The 18,469-nt window shown below is 54.5% G+C and carries 16 protein-coding genes and 1 pseudogene; 7 read left to right on the top strand and 10 right to left on the bottom strand.

Features of this window, described 5'->3' with window-relative positions:
- Positions 1 to 84: 84 nt before the first annotated feature.
- The 3 genes and pseudogenes from ADICEAN_RS23335 to ADICEAN_RS15180 all read right to left on the bottom strand — a co-directional run bounded on the left by ADICEAN_RS23335 (position 85) and on the right by ADICEAN_RS15180 (position 2,568).
- Entirely contained in the window at positions 85 to 927 is an 843-nt protein-coding gene (locus tag ADICEAN_RS23335; protein ID WP_236612935.1) for a tetratricopeptide repeat protein, read from the bottom strand.
- Between the two features lie 190 nt (positions 928 to 1,117).
- A pseudogene (locus ADICEAN_RS23340) lies at positions 1,118 to 1,300 on the bottom strand (DnaJ domain-containing protein); the annotation flags it as partial.
- A 140-nt stretch (positions 1,301 to 1,440) separates the two neighbouring features.
- Complete coding sequence (locus ADICEAN_RS15180) at positions 1,441 to 2,568, bottom strand: serine hydrolase domain-containing protein (RefSeq protein WP_009196511.1); 1,128 nt, start codon at positions 2,566 to 2,568, stop codon at positions 1,441 to 1,443.
- 129 nt (positions 2,569 to 2,697) lie between these two features.
- Here ADICEAN_RS15180 and ADICEAN_RS15185 point away from each other — a divergent pair, with 129 nt between their 5' ends.
- Positions 2,698 to 3,429 (top strand): PIG-L deacetylase family protein, encoded by a 732-nt coding sequence (locus tag ADICEAN_RS15185; RefSeq protein ID WP_040397473.1) that lies wholly within the window; start codon positions 2,698 to 2,700, stop codon positions 3,427 to 3,429.
- Between the two features lie 303 nt (positions 3,430 to 3,732).
- Here ADICEAN_RS15185 and radC read toward each other — a convergent pair whose 3' ends face one another.
- Together radC and rpsT are read right to left on the bottom strand one after the other, a co-directional pair.
- Positions 3,733 to 4,470 carry a RadC family protein gene (gene radC, locus ADICEAN_RS15190; RefSeq protein WP_009196513.1) on the bottom strand — a complete coding sequence of 246 codons (738 nt, stop codon included), beginning with the start codon at positions 4,468 to 4,470 and terminating at the stop codon, positions 3,733 to 3,735.
- 115 nt (positions 4,471 to 4,585) lie between these two features.
- Positions 4,586 to 4,840, bottom strand: a complete 255-nt coding sequence (rpsT, locus tag ADICEAN_RS15195) for a 30S ribosomal protein S20 (RefSeq protein ID WP_009196514.1) — start codon at positions 4,838 to 4,840, stop codon at positions 4,586 to 4,588.
- A gap of 185 nt (positions 4,841 to 5,025) precedes the next feature.
- Here rpsT and ADICEAN_RS15200 point away from each other — a divergent pair, with 185 nt between their 5' ends.
- On the top strand, positions 5,026 to 6,015 hold the full coding sequence (locus ADICEAN_RS15200; protein WP_009196515.1) for a zinc dependent phospholipase C family protein: 990 nt from the start codon (positions 5,026 to 5,028) through the stop codon (positions 6,013 to 6,015).
- Between the two features lie 34 nt (positions 6,016 to 6,049).
- On the opposite strand, the gene ADICEAN_RS15205 is transcribed toward ADICEAN_RS15200, so the two are convergent.
- Both ADICEAN_RS15205 and ettA read right to left on the bottom strand, forming a co-directional pair.
- Complete coding sequence (locus tag ADICEAN_RS15205) at positions 6,050 to 6,733, bottom strand: hypothetical protein (protein WP_009196516.1); 684 nt, start codon at positions 6,731 to 6,733, stop codon at positions 6,050 to 6,052.
- 162 nt (positions 6,734 to 6,895) lie between these two features.
- Positions 6,896 to 8,578, bottom strand: coding sequence for an energy-dependent translational throttle protein EttA (ettA, locus tag ADICEAN_RS15210; protein WP_009196517.1), 1,683 nt, complete (start codon positions 8,576 to 8,578; stop codon positions 6,896 to 6,898).
- 153 nt (positions 8,579 to 8,731) lie between these two features.
- Between ettA and ADICEAN_RS21420 the strand changes: the two genes are divergently transcribed.
- Positions 8,732 to 10,174, top strand: coding sequence for a DUF349 domain-containing protein (locus tag ADICEAN_RS21420; RefSeq protein WP_009196518.1), 1,443 nt, complete (start codon positions 8,732 to 8,734; stop codon positions 10,172 to 10,174).
- 263 nt (positions 10,175 to 10,437) lie between these two features.
- Positions 10,438 to 10,659, top strand: a complete 222-nt coding sequence (locus ADICEAN_RS15220; protein WP_009196519.1) for a DUF2795 domain-containing protein — start codon at positions 10,438 to 10,440, stop codon at positions 10,657 to 10,659.
- Between the two features lie 174 nt (positions 10,660 to 10,833).
- On the opposite strand, the gene ADICEAN_RS15225 is transcribed toward ADICEAN_RS15220, so the two are convergent.
- A complete protein-coding gene (locus ADICEAN_RS15225) occupies positions 10,834 to 11,541 on the bottom strand; it encodes a 2-C-methyl-D-erythritol 4-phosphate cytidylyltransferase (protein ID WP_009196520.1) in 708 nt (235 codons plus the stop codon).
- Positions 11,542 to 11,611: 70 nt separating this feature from the next.
- Entirely contained in the window at positions 11,612 to 12,658 is a 1,047-nt protein-coding gene (gene queA, locus ADICEAN_RS15230) for a tRNA preQ1(34) S-adenosylmethionine ribosyltransferase-isomerase QueA (protein ID WP_009196521.1), read from the bottom strand.
- Between the two features lie 123 nt (positions 12,659 to 12,781).
- Here queA and ADICEAN_RS15235 point away from each other — a divergent pair, with 123 nt between their 5' ends.
- The 3 genes from ADICEAN_RS15235 (at position 12,782) to ADICEAN_RS15245 (ending at position 15,946) form a co-directional block, all read left to right on the top strand.
- Positions 12,782 to 14,026, top strand: a complete 1,245-nt coding sequence (locus tag ADICEAN_RS15235) for an ABC transporter permease (RefSeq protein WP_009196522.1) — start codon at positions 12,782 to 12,784, stop codon at positions 14,024 to 14,026.
- A 387-nt stretch (positions 14,027 to 14,413) separates the two neighbouring features.
- On the top strand, positions 14,414 to 15,463 hold the full coding sequence (locus ADICEAN_RS15240) for a hypothetical protein (protein ID WP_009196523.1): 1,050 nt from the start codon (positions 14,414 to 14,416) through the stop codon (positions 15,461 to 15,463).
- A gap of 15 nt (positions 15,464 to 15,478) precedes the next feature.
- The gene (locus ADICEAN_RS15245; RefSeq protein ID WP_009196524.1) at positions 15,479 to 15,946 is read left to right on the top strand and encodes a hypothetical protein; all 468 of its coding nucleotides are present in this window, start codon (positions 15,479 to 15,481) and stop codon (positions 15,944 to 15,946) included.
- A gap of 193 nt (positions 15,947 to 16,139) precedes the next feature.
- Here ADICEAN_RS15245 and ADICEAN_RS21425 read toward each other — a convergent pair whose 3' ends face one another.
- Entirely contained in the window at positions 16,140 to 18,380 is a 2,241-nt protein-coding gene (locus ADICEAN_RS21425) for an alpha-amylase family glycosyl hydrolase (protein WP_009196525.1), read from the bottom strand.
- Positions 18,381 to 18,469: the final 89 nt, after the last annotated feature.

Raw genomic sequence — 18,469 nt, forward strand, 5'->3', positions numbered from 1 at the left:
AATTAACAGCAGGGGAGCCAAATTGGTTCTCTGCCAGGGGGAGGGAGAAGAGGGGTGGCTCTGCACCTGAGGGGGCCAAGGAGCTTAGCGGCAGTAAGTGGCCAGAAAATCGCCGGCCTGAGCAGATCCCCGCCCTTCGGCCTGTTTCCAGTTGTAGCAGGCGGCTGCCAGGTTGCCGGCCTCCCGCTGGCGAATGCCCATCAGGTAGTAGGCCATGGGCTCATCGGGCCGCAGAAAAAGAGCCCACTTCAGGGCTGCATCGGCCTGGTAGTGCATGCCCTGGGCCAGGTAAACCTTGGCCAGTCCGCAATGCAGCTGGTAGTGGCTGTCGGGGGTTTTTCCGGGATTAACCGTAAGGGCGTAGGCATTGCCGTATTGGGACTTGTATTCTTCAATGACCAGTTCGCTGGCCTGCTCATAGTACTGCATGGCTTTGTCAAAATCACCATAGTGCTCGGCATAGATGGCGGCCAGGCGGTTTCGGGCCTCTATGGTGCGGGGCTCGGCCCGGATCACCGACTCGTACGCCCGTATGGCCCCCTCATAGTTTTGCAGCAGCTCGTAGCTGGCCACCAGCCGGGCAAACATGGCCGGCTTGTAGTTAATATCCTGGTCGGCCAGGATCTGCAGCAGCCGGGCCGATTCTTCATACTGCCCCCGCTGGTAGTGCCAAAACCCCTTCTCTTCCAGCTCGGTGAAGATCTTTTCGCGGTATTCCAGCGCTTCTACGGCTATGGGGGTGTAGGCGGGAATTTCCTGCAGCAGGGCCAGGGAGTAGGCGTAGTTGCCGGCCAGGTAATTTTCGCGGGCCTGCCAGTAGGTAGCCTGGGCCTGCTCGTTGCGCAGCAGTTGCTCCTGCTCCCGGTGGTAGGCATTCCAGAGGGTAGCGCCCACTACCAGCAGGGCCACCATAAAAAAAGATGCCAAAGGCCCAGGCAGTAGCAACGATATTTTGCCTGGAGCTGAACTGCGGCGGGGGTGGCGCCTGGCGCCGCCGGCTACGGCGGTAATGAGGCGCGCGCCGCTCGGCCGTACTGCTCGGGTTATAGGCGGGCCATTCGGGCGCTGGCAGGCTCTGCTGGTAGCGCTCCCATTCCAGGGCCCAATCGTGGTGAGCCTTGCGGCGGGCATCGGAGAGAATGCGGTAGGCCTCGCTGATCTGCTTAAAGCGCTCCTCGGCATAGCTGCTGCCTCCGTTTTTATCGGGATGGTAGCGCAGCGCCAGCTTGCGGTACGCCCCTTTGATTTCGGCCTGCGTAGCGCTTTGGCTAAGTCCTAATATGTGGTAATAGTTTACCAAGTTTGTTTATGCACGTCTGGTTGGCTGGCATAGTCCGGTTATGCCTGTATAAAGCAAAATAACTGCCTTTTGGAGCATGTTTGCGTATGCTATTAATCTAATTGAGCCGGGCTTTGTTTTTGGCTTGCCTCCCGGGCTGCCTATAGTCTCTCCAGGAGATAACGGGCCACCTCCAGGTATAGGTATACATCCTTCGGCTGATAATTTATCTGCTCAGCATCGCGCTTGTGGCCCAGGCGTACTAGCACGGCCCGTTCTTCGGGAAATGCCATGACGTACTGCCCCAGTATGCCCCGGGCGTAGGGGATGTAGCTTTGCCCGTAGGGCACCATCCACCAGTGGTAGCCATAGTAGGAGACGGCTTCGTTATCAGGACCTTTTAGCTGGCTGAGGGGGGCGAGGGCACGCTGCAGATAGGGTTTTGGAACCACCTGCACCCCCTGCCACACGCCGCTGTCCAGTACAAGCTGGCCCAGACGGGCAAAATCACGGGCATTGGAGTTGAAGCAACAATAGGCCTTTTCAATGCCATCCTGCCGGTCGAGGCTCCAGAGGGCATCCCTATTGGCGCCTATGGGTTTCCAGAGGCGGGCCGAGGTATAGTCGCTCACACTCTGGCCGGTGGCCTGCTCCAGGATCATGGCCAGTAGCTGGGTATTGCCGCTCTGGTAGTTCCAGACCTGGCCCGGCTGGTGAATGATTTTGGGTTCCTGCATCAGCTTTCGCAGATCATCGCCATAGTAAGCCTGTGTAGTGATGCTAAAGGGGGTACTGTAGGATTCGTCCCAGTCCAGGCCGCTGCTCATCATCAGCAGGTGCCGGATGGTGGCGGGGCTGCCCCGGTGCTGGGGCAGGTAATTGCCGATGGGGTCATCCAGGCTGTTGATGGCGCCTTCCTGCACGGCTATGCCCACCAGCAGGCTTATGATGCTTTTGGCTACGGAAAAGGAGTTGGAGAGAGAATGTTCGTTGTAGCCATCCCAGTACTGCTCATACACGATGGCCCCATTTTTGATCAGCAGCAGCGCTACCGGATCATAGTCTTCTACCTGCTCCTGCAGGCTGTCGGGCAGGGCTATGCTGTTGTAGCGGGCATGCTGGATCCAGGGTTCGGGTTCGCCCCGTTTTATTTCCCTGTTTTCAAAAATGGTATAATCGTCTATGTTTGGGGTATAATAGGTAAAGGCCATCCGCAGATAGGTGGGAGCAGCCAGGTACCCCAGCAGCAGCACCGCCAGGGGAATAAGGAGCAGAGAGGATTTTTTCATAAATGGGGGCTACCGAACGGTAGTACTATAAAACGGAAATATAGTGTCTTAGTTGATTTTAGCAATAGCTTTTGCCGTTTGGCCAAACAAATAAGGCCTCAGGCTATTTTACAGATGAATTCCGCTATCATGAAGTATCTCTACATTTTTCCACATCCCGATGATGAATCCTTTGGCCCGGCAGCCGGCATGCATCAGCAATTGCGGCAGGGGCATGAAGTGCATTTGCTTACCCTCACCAAAGGGGGGGCCACCCAGCAACGCCAGCGCCTGGGCCTGAGCATAGATGAAATGGGCGAAGTGCGCCACCAGGAAATGCTGGCCGTGCAGCAGACGCTGGGCCTCACCAGCATGACCGTGCTGGACCTGCCCGATAGCGGCCTCAAGCACATGGACCCCCGGGAGCTGGAAGAGGTGGTGCGCTACCAGATTGAGCGGCTACGACCCGATATAGTTGTATCCTACCCGGTACATGGCATCAGCGGCTTTCATGATCATCTGGTGATGCATGCCGTCATTAAGCGGCTGTACCTGCAAATGCTGGATGAAGGGGTGGGCTACCTGAAGCGACTGGCTTTTTTTACTGTACCCGATGGGGGCGGGCCGGCAATAGAAACCAATGGGTTTCGCCTCAAGCAGTCGCTGCCAGAAGAGATTGACTGTATACTAGAGCTCAATGAAGAAAATATTGATGCCATGAAGCGGGCCCTGGCCTGCTATGCCACCTATCAGGAAACCATAGAACGCAGCGGGGTGGTAGAGCTAATTGGCAGTCGCCTCCATTTTGAGATCTTTAACGAGACCCACCAGCCAGCCCTCAGCGATCTGGCCGCTGCACTTCCGGCAGTACACAGAGAATAAGCGGCATGCTTCAGCCAGATGCCGGAGCGGCCCCCTTAGCTGCAGTGAAACAGAAAGGGCAGGAGCAGACAGCTGTTTTCGATGGTTGTTTTATGTTTTGAAAGAGATAAGGGCAATATTATAAACAAAAAGGGCTGTCAGATAAAAAAAATTGGAATACGTGCATTTTTTTTCACTATAATCTAAACATACTAGGGCTAGCCTCCGTTTTGACTACTGAAAGAGTAGATAAAAAGTTGTATTTCAGCACGTTAAGAGAGAAGGAAAAGAATCCGCAGTTTTAGGGGCTGCGGATTTTTTGTGTTAAAGCGCCCCCTCGTCGGCAAAGCTGTAGTAACCATGATCGGTAAAGATCAGGTGATCCAGTACCGGAATATCCAGCAGGGTGCCGGCTTCCTTTAGTTTTTTGGTCAGGCGTATATCGGCCTCGCTGGGTTTGAGGTTGCCGCTGGGATGGTTGTGTACCAGAATAAGAGCAGAGGCCAGGTGGTCCAGGGCCAGCTTAAAAATTACCTTTGGGTCGGCTACCGTACCGGAAACGCCCCCCAGGCTTACCTGAGCTTTTTGCATTACCTGGTTGGCCCGGTTAAGGAGCAGAATCCAGAATTCTTCCACCTGCTTGTCCCAGAGCTCGGGTTTTATGGCATCGTAGGCATCCTGCGAGCTGCTGATCTTGGGCCGCTTTACCGGATCGGCTTCTTTTCGGCGCCGGCCCAGCTCCAGGGCTGCCACAATGGTAATGGCCTTGGCCTCGCCGATGCCCTTGAATTTTTGCAGGTCCTGCACCGATAGCCGGGCCAGCTCGTTGAGGTTGTTGCCCCCCTTTTGAAGGATGAGTTTGCAGAGATCTACCGCCGAGAGCGAACGGGTGCCGGAGCCGATCAGAATGCCCAGCAGCTCGGCATCGCTAAGAGCGGCTTTTCCTTTCAGCAGCAGTTTTTCCCGTGGGCGGTCTTCTTCTGCCCAGCTGCGGATGCTGAGGCGGTCCAGTTTATCATCAGGACTTTCTCTGGAGGGACCAATTTTTGGCGGGCTTTCCATATGGACTTTTAGGGTTAGATACCCGCCACAGCCGCAGATTGTTTGGGAATGGTTGGCAAACAAAAAAGGCTATCCGCATCGGATAGCCTTCCCAGTTCTTTTAAAAACGGGCTACTTAAGCAAGAGAAGCAACATGCTTGGCAAGTTTGCTCTTGTTGTTAGCAGCTTTGTTTTTGTGAATGATGTTTTTCTTCGCCAGTTTATCAAGCATAGAAGTAACCGTCTTCAGAAGCTCCTGTGCTTCAGCTTTATCGCTGGTGTTGCGCAGTCTTTTCACAAATGTACGGGTGGTTTTCGCCTGATAACGGTTGCGCAGACGCTTAGCTTGGTTAGACCGAATTCTCTTCAGTGCTGATTTGTGGTGTGCCATTCCTTTATTTCCGTTAGCCTAATCTTCTCATTTGAGTTTGCAAAGATAATAGAAGCGTTTATATTTTCAAAACTCTTTTTCGGATTCAATTTGAGTGAGAGGGGTTTTGGGGAAAAGGGAAGCTTAAAACCGGTCCATGTCTCTTCCTGCTAACAAAGCATTAGTCAGCAGCGTTTCGTTGGCAGATGAAAAAAGGGCTACTACTTCTGCTGCTCATCTTCCTGCCCCTGCAGGCCTCCCCTGGCGCCCAAAGCCGCTATTGGGGCTTCTTTGCCCATCAGCTCATCAACCGGCTGGCGGTTTTTTCGCTACCGCCCGAGATGCTGCCCTTTTACAAGCGCCACATTCAGTACCTGACCGAGAATGCCGTAAATCCCGATCGTCGCCGCTATGCAGTAGAAGGGGAGGCCGAGCGCCATTACATCGACATTGATGTATATGGCGATAGTGCCGTGTATACCATGCCCCGCTACTGGAGCCAGGCGCTGGAGCTGTATTCCGAAGATACCCTGCGCGCCTATGGCATTGTGCCCTGGCATGTACACCGCACGGCCCGCTGGCTTACCGAGGCCCTGCGGGAAAAGAATACGGAAGCCATTCTGCGCCTCTCGGCCGATCTGGGGCACTACATAGCCGATGCCAACGTACCCCTGCACACCACAGTTAACTACAACGGGCAGCTGACCGGCCAGCGGGGCATCCATGGCTTTTGGGAATCGCGCCTGCCCGAGCTGTTTGTGGGGGACTACTCTTTATGGGTAGGCAAGGCCCGCTACATCGACAATACGCAGCTGGCGATCTGGGATGCTGTGGTGCAGGCGCACCAGGCGCTTGATTCGGTGCTGGTCTTTGAACGGGAGCTGACGGCCCGCTATCCGGAAGCAAAAAAATGGGTGTACGAAGAGCGCAATGGGCTGCTGGTGCGCAGCTACAGCCGGGAGTTTTCCGCAGATTATCAGCGCATGCTGGGCGGGCAGGTAGAGCGGCAGCTGCTCAGGTCCATCCGGATGGTGAGCAGTTTCTGGTACACCTGCTGGGTAGATGCCGGTCAGCCCGACCTTAGCAGCCTGCTGAAGCGGCCACCCCTGAGTGAAGAGCAGCTAAAGCAGCTGGAAGCCGACAAGCTGCTCTGGCAGCAAAAGGATCATAGCCTGCAGCGGGAGCATGAGCATTAACTCAAAAGCGCGGGACAGGGCCCGCGCTTTTGAGTTAAAATCGGATCACATTCTCCAGCGTACCGGCTTTTTTGCTGTCGTCCAGCAGGTAGCGCTCCAGAGTTACTTTGCGCTTGTCGGCGCTGAGAGTGGCGTTGCTGTTGCTTACTCCTTTAATGGGGGTGTCAAATCTGTATTCGGTACGGTATACCATGCTGTTCAGAATCTCTCTGAAGCTTTTGCCATTTACACTAAGGTCCAGGCCAGCCAGGCCGCTGTCGGTGCCTTTCTTCACTTCATTTTCCAGCTTTAGCGTATTGAGGCGGTGCAGCTGCTGGCCATTCCAGGCAAAGTACTCCTCCTGGGGTTCGCCTTTGCTGTTCTGCACCGCATTGATGGCCTTGTTCAGCGCCGCTACATTGTCAAACTCAAAAGTGATGCCTGATAAAAGGCCGTCCTTTGATTTGATCAGGGTGGGCTGGTGAATGCCTTTTATCTTTTGAAGCCGCCCATGGGCTTCATCCATGCCCGTACTCAGGTCAGATTTTACCGCTTCGGGATTGGCCTCGCTTGAGAAGTTCCGGGCCATGTCCAGCAGGGGCTTGGCCTCCTGCATGTCTACCGTAAAGGTAAACTGGCCGGAGCCGTTTGAGCGCATGTGTACCTGCTCGGTGATTTCCAGGCAGGAGCTTAGGCCAATGAGCAGGCAGGCTATAAAGGTATAGGTGATTCGTTTCATGCAATTAAGGCGTTTGTTTGAAAGAAGATGCCAAGATAGGGGGAATGGGTTGCATGGGCCACTAAAGATCTTTAAAGGGTCGGTAGCGAGGCTGAGCGGTAAACGAAAAACCACCTGCTTTAAGACAAACAGGTGGTTTTAACATGATCTGGAAGGGTATGCCTACGCCAGGCTCTTGTACTTAATGCGTTTGGGGGTAGCCTCGGTGCCCAGGCGTGCCTTGCGGTTTTCTTCGTACTGGGTGTAGTTGCCATCGAAGAAATAGACCTGTGAGTTGCCCTCAAAAGCCAGAATGTGGGTAGCTACCCGGTCCAGGAACCAGCGGTCGTGGGAGATGATCACCGCACAGCCGCCAAAGTTCTCCAGGCCTTCTTCCAGTGCCCGCAGGGTGTTTACGTCCAGGTCGTTGGTAGGTTCATCGAGCAGCAGCAGGTTGGCGCCTTCCTTCAGGGCCATGGCCAGGTGCACCCGGTTGCGCTCACCCCCGGAGAGTATGCCTACCTTCTTCTCCTGATCGGATCCGCCAAAGTTAAAGCGGCTCACATAGGCGCGGCTGTTCACTTCTTTGTTGCCCAGCATCATCAGGTCGTTGCCGCCACTGATGTTCTCCCACACGCTCTTGTTGGGGTCCAGGCTGCCGTGCTCCTGGTCTACGTAAGCCAGCTTTACAGTTGAGCCCACCTCAAAGGTGCCGGCATCGGCTTTTTCCTTGCCGGTAATCAGGCGGAAGAGGGTGGTTTTGCCGGCACCGTTTGGCCCGATTACCCCTACAATGCCCGCCTGTGGCAGCGAGAAGCTCAGGTTCTCGAACAGCAGCTTATCGCCAAAGGCTTTGGCTACCCCATTGGCCTCAATTACCTTATCGCCCAGGCGTGGCCCGGGGGGGATGTAAAGCTCCAGCTTCTGTTCTCTTTCCTTATTGTCCTGGCTAAGCAGCTTTTCATAATTGCTGATACGGGCTTTGGACTTGGCGTGGCGGCCCTTGGGCGACATGCGGATCCACTCCAACTCCCGCTCCAGGGTTTTCTGGCGTTTGCTTTCGGTTTTTTCTTCCTTCTCCAGGCGGTTTTTCTTCTGCTCCAGCCAGCTGGAGTAGTTGCCCTTCCAGGGAATGCCCTCGCCGCGGTCCAGCTCCAGGATCCAGCCGGCCACATTATCCAGGAAGTAGCGGTCGTGGGTTACGGCAATCACCGTACCCTTGTATTGCTGCAGGTGCTGCTCCAGCCACTGTACCGATTCGGCATCCAGGTGGTTGGTAGGCTCGTCGAGCAGCAGCACATCGGGTTCTTGTAATAAAAGGCGGCACAGGGCCACGCGGCGCTTTTCGCCACCGGAGAGCTTGCCCACCAGGGCATCGCCGGGAGGAGTGCGCAGGGCGTCCATGGCGCGCTCCAGGCGGGTATCGAGTTCCCAGGCATTGGCGGCATCCAGTTTTTCCTGCACCTTGGCCTGCTTTTCAATCAGCTTTTCCATTTTGTCCGGATCTTCCAGTACATCCGGATCACCAAAGGCCAGGTTTATTTCTTCAAATTCACGGAGCAGGGCCACCACTTCGCCGGCGCCCTCTTCTACCACCTGGCGTACGGTTTTGGTGGGGTCCAGCTCGGGCTCCTGCGAGAGCATGCCCACACTGTAGCCGGGCGAGAACACCACCTGGCCCTGATATTCCTTATCGAGGCCGGCAATAATGCGCAGCAGCGTAGATTTACCCGAACCGTTTAAGCCAAGTACGCCAATTTTGGCGCCATAGAAGAAGGAAAGGTAAATGTCTTTTAAGATCTGGCGCTTAGGCGGAATAATCTTGCTGACGCCCGACATTGAAAAAATGATTTTTTCGGCACTCATGCTTTATTCTAATTAAAAGATGGATGTGCAAATTTAATCTTTTTTGCTGCCATTTGGCCGGAATTAATTATTTTTCGGAAAAGCGGGAAGCGGCTTGCCCTTTTGCAGCCAGCCTCCCTTAGAGACTCAACCTAAAACCAACCCATTACGCGCGTGGCAGACCATCCCTACGGTTTTGTTCAGGACGGTAAGGTATACCGTAAAGCATTTGATACGTATCCAGCACTGGAGATTGGAGAGGTAAAAGACACGCCTGAAGCTGCCTTTGCCTACTACGAAAACCGCTTTCAGCAGCTGCAGGAAAAAATAAACCAGCTGGAGGAGGACATCCGCACCAAGTCCAACAAGGGGTCTTACCTCATGAAGCTGCTGCATTTAAAAGAGACCCTTCCGCACTATGAAGGGCTCGGCGACTTTACGGAAATTTTTGTGCGCCTGGAAGGGCTGGAGGCCTATATCCGGGAGATCATTCACCAGAACCGGGAGCGCAATCTGCAGATTAAAACGGCCCTGCTGCAGGAAGCCGGACAGCTGGAGGAGATCACCAACTGGAAAGAAGGAACCGAACTGGCCAAGGATATGAAGATGCGCTGGCTGCGCACCGGTAGCCTGGATAGCGAGCATCAGGAAGACTATGAAGCGCGCTTTAATGCCCTGCTGCAGGATTTCTTTGACCGGCGGCAGGCCTTTTATGAAGACCGGCAGAAGATGATTGATGAGCGGCAGAAGCAGTATGAGATTCTGCTAGCCGAAGCCCAGCGGGCTGCCGAGCAGCCCAACAGCCGGCAGGCCTACTATGACCTGCGGGGCATTCAGCAACGCTGGAAAGAGGTAGGCAAAATCCCGGCAGAACATTATAAACCACTGCTGTTTCAGCTGCAGCGGCTCATGCGCCCCTTTATGCAGCAGCGTAACCAGCAGCGCCCCTCCGGAGGCGAGCGTTATGGCAGCCGTCCCGGCGGGGACCGTCCCGGCGGAGACCGTCCCGGCGGGGACCGTCCGTATGGTGAGCGTACCGGTGGGCAGCGGTCATATGGCGAGCGTCAGCAGGGGGGTGAGCGGAGTGGCTCCTGGGGCCGGCCTCAGCAGGGGCGTCCGCAGCAGCGCAGCTACTCTCCCCCGGTAGAGCCCGGGCAGGAGCGCCTGGAGGAGCGCCGGGCGCTTCTGGAGCGCATGAAGGCCATCGATGTAAACGATCCGGGCGCGCTAGGCACAGTAGAAACCATCCAGAATCAGTACAAGGAGCTGGGCTTTGCCCGCTCGCCGGAGGTGGCCCGCATATCCGATCAGCTCTTCGATACCGGCAGCCTGATCCGCGAACGACATTTCCTGTCTAAACTGGCCTTTAACAAAGTGCCGGGCCTGGAGCAGCGCGATGCCCAGGAGCAGGCCCGCCAGAAGCTGCGGCTGCTGCGCGATCTGCTAAGCCGCGATGAGCGGGAACTGCAGAACTACCAGGAAAATATGGCCTCCATGAGTCCGGGCCGTAGCGAGGTGTCGAAAATGATGGAAGCCAAGCTGCGCTCTCAATACCGCAAGGTAAAGGTTAAAAAGATGTTACTGGAAGAGCTGAAACAAGAGTCAAATTCGCACTAAACAGGCAAAACAGTACCTGACCTTTTTTCTGTGTTTTCGGGGGCGGCACAACCCTTGAACTGCCTGGTCGTATAGGGCTAAAACCAATAAGGATAGTTCTTTGCGGCTAGAGTACAAATAAATAAGCTTTTATTACGTTTACTGGCATATTTGCTTAAAAAAGACGTCCTTCACGAACTTTTTTAAGAAATCGCTATTTAGGTCTACGGACATAAACGCTAAGAAAGTACCATACAATCATTACAAAATAAAGGAGGACACGCATGTACTGGACACTAGAATTGGCTTCCTATCTGGAAGACGCTCCCTGGCCTGCCACTAAAGACGAGTTGATTGACTTCTCCATCCGGTCTGGCGCTCCGCTGGAGGTGGTAGAAAATCTGCAGGAGTTGGAAGATGATGGCCAGCCCTATGAGAGCATCGAGGAGATATGGCCTGATTATCCCACAAAAGAAGATTTCTTCTTCAACGAAGACGAATATTAAGCCCAAGAGCCCGCCGCAAGCGGGCTTTTTCCTTTTAAGGGGTTTAAGGGGGTATGATGAAAGCGTTTGTTTGCACCCGCGTTACAAAGGCGCGCGCAAGGGCATTAAGATAAGAAAAGCTAGGTTCGGAGAATCCACTGAATACTAATCACAGGTTTGGAAAACCTGCGATAGCTAGTTTCGGTAGTGCAGGCTGCCGTTCTGCAGCAGGGCTTCGGCCAGCAGCAGGTCTTCGGGTGTGGTGATCTTCAGGTTGCGGTAGCTGCCCTCGGTCAGGTGAATGTGCAAGCCTGCCGCCTCGGCTACACTGGCGCAGTCGGTAAAATGGGGCTGCTCTTCCCGGGCATAGGCGCTGCGGATAGCCTCTGCCCTGAAGGTCTGGGGGGTTTGTACCAGCCGGTATTCTTCCCGCGGGCTGCTCTGGCTGCTGCCATCGGCCTGCAGGCGGCGAATGCTGTCTTTGAGGGGTACGGCCACCACGGCAGTGCCCTTTTCAGCTGCCAGCTGGTAGGCCCGCAGGATTATATCCCCTTCAATGAGGGGGCGCACCCCATCATGAATGGCCACCAGCGCTTTGTCTGGTACCTTTTCAAGTCCTCTTTTTACAGATTGAAAGCGGCTGTTGCCCCCGGCTACCAGCTGGTGGGGGAGGGTAAAGCGGTGCTGCCGGCAGAGTTGCTGCCAGTACGCCATCTGCACCTCGGGCAGTACCAGCACCAGCTCCACAGACTGGGGCAGGCTGGCAAAGGCCTGCAGCGTATGCATAAGCACCGGCTTACCCTGCAACGGCAGAAACTGTTTGGGCAGGCTGCTTTGCATGCGGCTGCCGCTGCCGCCGGCTACAATCACTGCATAGAGGGGGGAAGAAGATAGGGCGTCCATAGGGGGCAAAATAAAAAGCTTCGGCCAGGGACCGAAGCTTCTTTTTAGAAATATTCTTTCGCAGCCGGGCTTAAATGATCAGCATGGCATCGCCATAGGTAAAGAAGCGGTATTTTTCTTCCATGGCTACCTTGTAGGCATTCATCACATTATCAAAGCCCCCAAAGGCACAGGCCATCATCAGCAGGGTGCTTTCCGGCATGTGAAAGTTGGTGATCAGCGCATTGCAGATCTTGAACTCGTAGGGGGGGAAGATGAATTTATCCGTCCATCCCTCGGTGGCCTTCAGGCGGTTGCTGGCCGATACGCTGCTTTCCAGGGCTCGCATGGAGGTGGTGCCGATGGCGCAAACGCGGTTCTTATTATCAAGGGCCTGGTTTACGGCAGTGGCGGTCTGGGTGGGGACTACAAAGTTCTCGGAGTCCATTTTGTGCTTGGTGAGGTCTTCCACATCTACAGGGCGGAAGGTGCCCAGGCCTACGTGCAGCGTAATGGGGCTGATGGCCACCCCCTTCAGGTCCAGGCGCTTCAGCAGGTGCGGGGTAAAGTGCAGGCCGGCCGTTGGGGCCGATACCGCGCCGGTATGCTCGGCATAGATGGTCTGGAAGCGATCGCGGTCTTCGGGCTCTACATCGCGGGTGATTTCGCGGGGCAGGGGGGTCTCGCCCAGAGAATCGATCATTTTATAAAACTCCTCATTGGAGCCATCAAACAGAAAGCGGATGGTGCGGCCGCGGGAGGTGGTGTTGTCAATCACCTCGGCTACCAGTTCGCCATCGCCAAAGTACAGCTTGTTGCCTACACGGATCTTACGGGCAGGATCTACCAGCACATCCCATAGGTGCATGTCGCGGTTGAGTTCGCGCAGCAGGAATACCTCAATCTTGGCACCGGTCTTTTCTTTATTGCCGTACAGGCGGGCGGGAAATACCTTGGTGTTGTTGGTGACCATGACATCGCCTTCGCCAAAGTACTCTACTACATCTTTAAAAACGCGGTGTTCGATTTGGCCAGTGTTGCGGTGCAAAACCAGCAGGCGCGATTCATCCCGGTTTTCGGCCGGATATAACGCTAATAGACCTGCGGGCAAATCGAATTTGAATTCTGAAAGTTTCATCGGTATTTTTAAGCCTGTTGAGCGCTTCTAAGTAAAGCTTGCAAATTTAAGCGTTTCATTTGCGAATCTCTATGTAAATAGCAAGTTTTAAACAAAATTGTTTATAGAAAACACCTTCGCCCATTGAAAACCCTCCGGCTCATTTTCGAGAGCTTTCGCTTTGCCCTCACCGCCCTCAGGAGCAACCTGCTGCGCACCATTCTCTCCCTACTGGGCGTAACGGTGGGGATATTCTCCATTATCCTGGTTTTTACGGTGGTAGATTCGCTGGAGCGTAACGTAAAGGAGAGCCTTGCCTTTTTGGGCGATAATGTGATCTATGTAGAAAAGTGGCCCTGGATCTTTGGGCCGGAATATCCCTGGTGGAAGTTTGTGAACCGGCCACAGGCCTCCTACCCCGAGTATGAGTTTGTGGCCGAGAAGGTAACCAATGCCAAGGCGGTAAGCATTATGGCGCGCCGCCGCACCACGGCCCGCTACGGGAGCAACAGCACCGGAGGGGTAACGCTGTTTGGGGTTAGCTACGAGCATCAGGATGTGGCCGACATACCGGTAGAAAACGGGCGCTACTTTAGTCCGCTGGAGGTGCAGACGGCCCGTAATGTGGCCGTTATAGGTGCCAATGTAGTAGAAGCACTGTTTCCGACTACCGATCCTCTGGGCAAAGAGCTAACCATTAAGGGCCAGCGCTACCAGGTGATCGGGGTCATGAAGCGGGTGGGCGAAAATCTGCTGGATGGCCCCAGTAATGACGACAATATCTTTGTACCCTATAAAGCTTTTCTAAAGGCGTATTACAGCGGACGGTATGATGGCGTTGGCTCAATCATTGCCATTAAGGGCAAGGAAGGGCAGAACATGACCGAACTGCTGGAGGAAGTGCGAGGGGTGATGCGCCAGCGCCGGGGGCTACGGCCCCGGGAAGAAGACACTTTTGCCCTGAATCAGCCACAGATGCTCTCCGACATGGTGAGCAGCATTTTTGGGGTAATTACCATAGTGGGCGCAGTGATCGGCAGCTTTGCCATTCTGATTGGGGGCTTTGGCATTGCCAACATCATGTTTGTATCGGTGCGGGAGCGCACCAACCAGATCGGTATCCAGAAATCGCTGGGTGCCAAGCGCTATTTTATCCTGCTGCAATTTCTGTTTGAAGCGGTTTTTCTGAGTTTGCTGGGCGGCATAGCCGGCCTGCTGCTGGTGTACCCCTTTACCTTTATTTCCTTTGGCGCACTGGATTTTACCCTCTCACTTTCCAATGTGGTCATAGGCCTGGGGCTGGCGGTGGTGATTGGCATAATCTCGGGCCTGATGCCGGCCTGGTCTGCCGCCCGTATGGACCCGGTTACGGCCATCCGAACGGCTTAGGTAGCAGCTGCCTACCCAAAAAGCCCCTGTTGCCTTCGGGTAGCAGGGGCTTTTTAGTTGCGGTGCGACGTTATATTTTAGGCGAGATTGATTTGACTATTGTGCAGGAAAAGATAGTTCGGTATGCGTACTGTTAATTCGCTGTTGGGGCATTTAGGATGCTACAGTTTTTGCTAATGAGCTTTAAACTCAATAGAACCAATTTTTTCCTCTAAAGGCACCGGTAGTGTTAGGAGAGAACTATATTGAAATTTTGTATAGTGTTATAACATTTTTTTGCTACTGCATTAAAAATTCATTAAGGAGTAGTGTAATAGAATAGGCGAGTATCTTTTTTTCTCAACAAAACACATCTATACTTTTGTGGCATAACCTTAATTCTACGTTATGTTTAAAAAGTTTACGATGGTAGCCCTGATGTTGGTAGGTGGGGCGAGTGCTACTTTTGCACAAAACATTAAAGACGAGTGGGTGAAGATCCCCTATCTGCAATTGCCCCGCCAGGTATTTGGCGAAGAAGTAAAAACCTATACAAGCCGTATTCTAATTCCCAACGGGCTGGCGGCCGATCAGGACCGCAACAGCATCACGGCCAGCCTGCAAACCGCTGCGGCCATTCCCGGCTATGAGCAGAGTGAAGATGGCGCCGGCATTATCACAGAGATCTCCCTGGGCTGGTACTCCATTCCCAACTATCCTGAAGTGATCACTACCACCAAAAAAGAAAAGCGTGGTGATAAGGAAGTGGATGTAGAGTACTACAGCTACCGTATGCAGTTCCGCTACCCCATGCAAATACGCGTACTGCAGGGCGAGCAGGTGATCGAATCTACCTACATCAACAACTCCAATGACTTCAGCTATGCCTCTACAGACTTATTCCCTACCAAAGCGGCGCTTTATAAATTCTGGGAAGAAAGTGGCAACAAGTTCAAATCTGGTGTGCGGGACAAGCACCTGTCGGCCAACCGCGATGCTATCAAAGCGCATCTGATTCACCAGTATGGCTATGTGAAGACTCACATGCGGGAAGAGATCAAGTTTGTAAAAGAGAAAAAAGATGCCACCGACTATGCCAAGCTTACTTCTGCCTTTGAGCTGGTAAATGCTGCCTCACCCAAGAAGCTGGAAGGAGATGTATACCCCTCAGAGACTTATGTAGCAGATATTAATGCGGCCATGGCCCTGTGGAAAGAAGAGTTGGCAGTTTCTGAGCCCGACAACCGCAAGGCGCGCATCGACAAAAAAGTAACCGAAGCCATTCTGAAAAACCTGGTGATCGGTTGCTACCTGAGCTACCAGTTTGCCCAGGCCGATGAGTACCTGACCCGCCTGGAAGAACTGAAAGAAGGCATTTTTGTACGCGCCATGCGTGATAAAATGGCCGATGTACAGTATCGCCTGGCACAGTATGAAAAAATTTACGCGCGTAACTAATCAGGCTTCCTTATCATGAACTATATAAAATCAACCCTATATGCAGGCCTGCTGCTGTGCCTGTTTTTCCTGACGGCTTGCGGCGATGGTCCCGAACCAGTGCCGGCCAATGTGGTCAACAGCACCAATGGCCTGCGCATCGACCTGGAATGGACTACTGGCGGTACCACCAGCGATGCTGTCAACAATTCTGACCTGGATCTTTACCTGACAAAAGGGGGTACGGAAGTGAGTAATTCCACCTCCTCGGGCAGTTTTGAGGTAGTGCGCATACAGGATGTGTATGCAGATGGCGAGTATACCATTGCGGTAGAGGCCTTTAATGCTACCAAAAAAACCAATTACACCCTTTATGTAAAGGGGGATGATGAGGGAGAGCTGAAGCCCTACACCGGAGAATTCCTGGCTGGAGATCGATATCTGAAGGTGAATTTCCTGAAGATCAAGAAGGCAGGCTCCACCTATACCATCACGGAGTATTAAGGATACAACAGGGCCTAGCCGTCCTGCCCTTATCTCTCTGAGATAGGCATACACATTAAAAAGAGGCCCGGAAATATTCTCCGGGCCTCTTTTTTTCTTAGGCCCCCATCCGGGGGCACTCAATCGGCAAGCCGCCTAAAGGAGCTGAGTAGGCTGTGCAGGGCGCAGGCAGGCGTTCAGCAGCCCGCAAGTATTAGTGCACCACCAGCCGGCGGGTGCTCTGCGTACTGCCGGAGCGGATGCTCAGAATGTATGTGCCGCTGGCCCAGGCGCTGGTGCTGAAGCTGAGGGAGTGTCCGCTAAAAGGGATGCGCTGCAGCAGTTTGCCAGCCAGGTCGTAGACCCGCAGCTCGCTGTTGGCAGCAGGACTATTGCGTAGCTGTAGCTGTACCAGTCCGGTAGAGGGGTTAGGATACAGCTGCAGGCCCAGGGGATCCAGTTCGGGGCTAAGGCCGGTAGGTCTCACCACCTGTTGGGGCCGGTGGGAGAGGAGCACGATCCAGGTTTCGCCGGCAGGCAGGCTGCCCTCTGCCGTCCACTGGCTGAAGCCGCCCTGTTCGTTTACCGTCAGGCTGCCCATGGCCTGACCGCTGTAAAGCTCGGTAAGGGGGTAGGTGCCGGCCGGCAGGCTTGAGGCTTCCAGTGCAAGGCCGGGACTAGTAAGGGCGCTGCTGCCCAGGTTGGAAACCACCAGCGCCATCTCCTCTTCATAGACACGGGCGTAGCTCAGCAGGGCAGGAGCGGTGGTTTCGGCCTGCAGCAGGTAGCCCCTGCGTAGCGTAGCTTGCTGGTTGCGGATGTGAATGAGCTTTTTGTAATGATTGAGCAGAGAATTGGCATCCCGTTCCATGGTCTGCACATTGAACTGGGGATAATTGCTGTTAAGGGCTCGCCAGGGGGTGCCGCTGGTAAAGCCTGCCTGCTCGCCGGGGGTCCATTGCATGGGCCGGCGAATGTCCTCATCGGGCTTGGTACCCAGCATACCAATTTCTTCGCCATAGTAGAGGAAGGGAATGCCCGGCATGCTCAGGTAGAGGGCGGCGGCCTGCCGCATCTGTTGCATATTGCCGCCAAATTCTTCCAGTATGCGGTTCTGGTCGTGGTTGGTCAGAAAGGTAGCGTATTGAAGGGGGGCGTAGCTGCGGTTGATCACATTCAGCTGATTGCGGATGGCCGTTGGGTTGCCTGTGCGTACCCCGTTGATAATGGCGTAGGAAAGGTCAAACTCAAAGGCCGCATCCAGCCGGTTGTTGCGAACATAAGGTGCTACCGAGGCGGTATTGGACCAGATCTCGCCTACGGTAAAGGCATCGGGATTGGCGCTTTTATATACCTGGTTAAATTCCTGCAGCAGGGCAAAGGTTTCGGGGGTGTCTTCCAGCTGGGTACCGTCCTCATCCAGGTACTTGATGGCATCCAGGCGGTAGCCGTCTACCCCCTTCTCCAGCCAGAAACGGGTAATGTCCCACATTTCTTCCTGCAGATCGGGATTGCTCCAGTTCAGGTCAGGCATGCCGCCCCAGAACAGTCCATAGTAATAGGCGCCGTTGCGGGGGTGCCATACCTCCTGCCCCCAGGGGCCGCCAAAGCCCGGATTATTTTCTGACCAGATGTACCAGTCCCGGTAGGGGTTGTCGGTGCTGCCGGCCGATTGGCTAAACCAGGGGTGCTGGCTGGAGCTGTGGTTCATCACAAAATCAATGATCACCCGAATGCCCCGGGCATGGGCGGCCTCCAGAAAGGCTTCAAAATCGGCCATGGTACCATAGTCGGGCTCGGTGGCGTAGTAGTCGGTTACGTCATAGCCGTGGTAGCTGGGCGAGGCCATCATGGGCATCAGCCAGATGCCGCTAATGCCCAGGTCGGTGGTGGTTTCGGGGTCGCCATCGTTGAGGTAGTCCAGCTTTTCGATCATGCCCCGGAAATCCCCTTTGCCATCGCCATTGCTGTCATAGAAGCTGCGCACAAAAATCTCGTAAAAGACCGCATCGTTCCACCAGTAGGTATCATAGGTGGTGGGGATGCCGGTACCCGAGCAGCTTTCGCAGCTGCTGAAGCAGTAGGTGGGGGCGGTGGTAAGCTCGGAGGTGGCCTCTATGGTACGGTTATGGCCACCGTTTCCATCCTCCACGCCACAGGCGGCGGGCACCTGTTCTGCTCCCTGCCAGCTGTTGCCATTGATGTATTTATACTGAAAAAGGCCCTGTGTTGGCAGCGAGATCCGTACTTCATAGGTGCCGTCGCCATCGGGATCATGCAGGGGGGTGGCCGAGGGGTTCCAGTCGCTGCCATAGCCGGCCAGCGCCTGAAAGTTGCCTGCCACATGCACCCCCTGTGCCGCGGAGTTTTCCTGGTTCATGTTCACCGAGAGAATCAGCTGGGGATTGCAGGCATCGAATTGTACAACGGGCAGGCGCAGATCGCTGCTGCCCACACTGACTTCCCGGTTAAAATTACCGCCCCCATCGTCTACCCCGCACTGGGCCGGGGCAGCTCGGGCTGATCGTTCCAGCTATTGCCATT

Origin of the sequence: Cesiribacter andamanensis AMV16 (genome assembly GCF_000348925.1) — a bacterium.
Classification (GTDB): Bacteria; Bacteroidota; Bacteroidia; order Cytophagales; family Cyclobacteriaceae; genus Cesiribacter; species Cesiribacter andamanensis.

Excerpts from the sequence above, each read along its gene's own strand:
- ADICEAN_RS15180 (WP_009196511.1), bottom strand. The coding sequence starts at position 2,568 with ATGAAAAAATCCTCTCTGCTCCTTATTCCCCTGGCGGTGCTGCTGCTG.
- ADICEAN_RS15185 (WP_040397473.1), top strand. The coding sequence starts at position 2,698 with ATGAAGTATCTCTACATTTTTCCACATCCCGATGATGAATCCTTTGGC.
- radC (WP_009196513.1), bottom strand. The coding sequence starts at position 4,470 with ATGGAAAGCCCGCCAAAAATTGGTCCCTCCAGAGAAAGTCCTGATGAT.
- rpsT (WP_009196514.1), bottom strand. The coding sequence starts at position 4,840 with ATGGCACACCACAAATCAGCACTGAAGAGAATTCGGTCTAACCAAGCT.
- ADICEAN_RS15200 (WP_009196515.1), top strand. The coding sequence starts at position 5,026 with ATGAAAAAAGGGCTACTACTTCTGCTGCTCATCTTCCTGCCCCTGCAG.
- ADICEAN_RS15205 (WP_009196516.1), bottom strand. The coding sequence starts at position 6,733 with ATGAAACGAATCACCTATACCTTTATAGCCTGCCTGCTCATTGGCCTA.
- ettA (WP_009196517.1), bottom strand. The coding sequence starts at position 8,578 with ATGAGTGCCGAAAAAATCATTTTTTCAATGTCGGGCGTCAGCAAGATT.
- ADICEAN_RS15220 (WP_009196519.1), top strand. The coding sequence starts at position 10,438 with ATGTACTGGACACTAGAATTGGCTTCCTATCTGGAAGACGCTCCCTGG.
- ADICEAN_RS15225 (WP_009196520.1), bottom strand. The coding sequence starts at position 11,541 with ATGGACGCCCTATCTTCTTCCCCCCTCTATGCAGTGATTGTAGCCGGC.
- queA (WP_009196521.1), bottom strand. The coding sequence starts at position 12,658 with ATGAAACTTTCAGAATTCAAATTCGATTTGCCCGCAGGTCTATTAGCG.
- ADICEAN_RS15240 (WP_009196523.1), top strand. The coding sequence starts at position 14,414 with ATGTTTAAAAAGTTTACGATGGTAGCCCTGATGTTGGTAGGTGGGGCG.
- ADICEAN_RS15245 (WP_009196524.1), top strand. The coding sequence starts at position 15,479 with ATGAACTATATAAAATCAACCCTATATGCAGGCCTGCTGCTGTGCCTG.